Here is a 1,807-nt window from a genome sequence, read left to right as displayed (position 1 = left end):
ACCTCGAGTTCCTATCCGGCTACGGCGGCCTCCCATCCGCTCAGCAACTACAGCAGAAGTTCCAGCAGAAGGCGGTCGGCGGAGCTACCCACGACCCCGATGACAACGCGATATCGCGCATCAAGCTGCACATCGAGATCGTCACCACGATGCGCGACGCATATCTTGCCGCGATCGGTCAGCTTCAGAACGTCGACGAGAGCAACAGCCAGCAGATGAACGAGCAGGCGGAGCAAACCGGCTGATCCCCGGCGCTCGCTTCCGGTCGGCGCGTGATCGGCCGACCGCCGGGTTCAGCAGATATCCATAGGTCCTCCTGCACGGCCGAGCCGACAGCCGCAGACATGGCTCTGGTGGTGGTTGCCGCCGAGCTCCGGGACTTTCGTCAACCGGCTCCCCACCCCTGCGGGGGAGCCGGTGGGCTGTGTGAAGGGGGCAAGACGACCTATCCCGGTGCCGAGCGGCGCAGCAACCATACGAGCGGCGGAGTGATCGCTTCGACGGTGAATTCGCGAACCCTTATCGGGATATAAGCGATCCGTATATCCTGCCGGACAGGCGGGGGTGTGCCTTCATGATGTGTGTCCGATCAGCGCCAATGCGCTTCCGCGACAACAGAACCGGGGGAATCAGTGACAGCTATGAGCACGGGTGAGGTCATCCGGCGGATACGCAAGTCCTATGGCATGACCCAGCGCGAACTCGCCACCCTCATGGGCTATACCCAGCCGGTCGTCTCCCAGCTCGAGAACAACGCCCCCTGCGTTCATGATGTGAGGATGCTCCGCCGAGCGGCACGCGCACTGCGGGTTCCGCTTGCCATACTGGTGGTGGACTCGGACGAGGAGGCGGACATGGATCGTCGCAACTTCCTGAGAGCAGGCGCAGTCGGCGCAGGGGTCGCCGCCCCGAGCGGAACACAAACCCCGCACGCCGCCGCGCCGTCAGCAGGAAGTATCCGGATAGGTGCGAGCGAGGTCGCCGATATCGTCGCCAGTACCAACCAGATTCACGAACTGGATCTGCTTGTCGGCGGAGACAGGCTCTGCCGCGTGGCCGTCAACGGCGTCCACTACGCGCGCCATCTCCTCGGCAATGGCGCATACACCGACAGTGTGGGCCAAGCCCTCGCCAGCGCAACCGCCGAAATGATGACCGCGGCCGGATGGGTCCACTTCGACGCCGGACGCCCCACACAGGCACGCCGCTACTACGCGGAAGCAGTCCAAACCGCTACAGCCGGTGGCGACGACGTCGCCGCAGCGCACGCCCTGCTCAACGCGAGCCTGATCAATTACGGTGGCAGCTTCTCCCCAACCGAACTCCCAGAAGACGCACGTCCACGCGAGAGCGTCAACCTTGCCGAGGCCGCCTCGACGGCCGCCCGCCGTCGGGGCGGACCTCGGCTTCGGGCGCTCGCTGCGATATCCGAAGCCGCCGCCCACAGCACAACCCATGACAGTGGCTCCACGGAAGACGCAGTCAAGCGAGCACACCGAGCCTACGAATCTAGTCGCGGTATCGACCCGGGGTGGGTCTATCTCCCCGAAGCTGCGCTTGCCGGTGTCACGGGCTGGGCCTACATGCGAATCGGCAACCATCGGAAGGCAAAAGAGCACTTGCAGGCCGCCGTTGTCGGCACCGTCGCCTGGCCCCGTGAGAATGCCGGCTGGCGAATCAAACTGGCGGAGAACCACATCCTCGGCGGCGAGATAGCCGAAGGATGCCAACTGCTCATCGACCACTTCGACCAGATCAACAGCGTCACCTCGACGCGACTGCGCGCCACCCTCGACTCCATCAGCGA

At 64.6% G+C, this 1,807-nt stretch carries 1 protein-coding gene and 1 pseudogene; both read left to right on the top strand.

The features are described 5' to 3' along the window. A pseudogene (locus tag QH283_RS11330) lies at window positions 1–245 on the top strand (hypothetical protein); the annotation flags it as partial. 396 nt (window positions 246–641) lie between these two features. Then, on the top strand, window positions 642–1,807 hold a 1,166-nt coding region (locus QH283_RS11325), incomplete at its 3' end, for a helix-turn-helix domain-containing protein (protein WP_280502969.1).

It is taken from the genome of Nocardia farcinica (genome assembly GCF_029867845.1).
GTDB lineage: Bacteria > Actinomycetota > Actinomycetes > Mycobacteriales > Mycobacteriaceae > Nocardia > Nocardia farcinica_A.
Note: the sequence above shows the minus strand (reverse complement) of the source record. Positions and strands in the feature narration are given on the sequence as shown.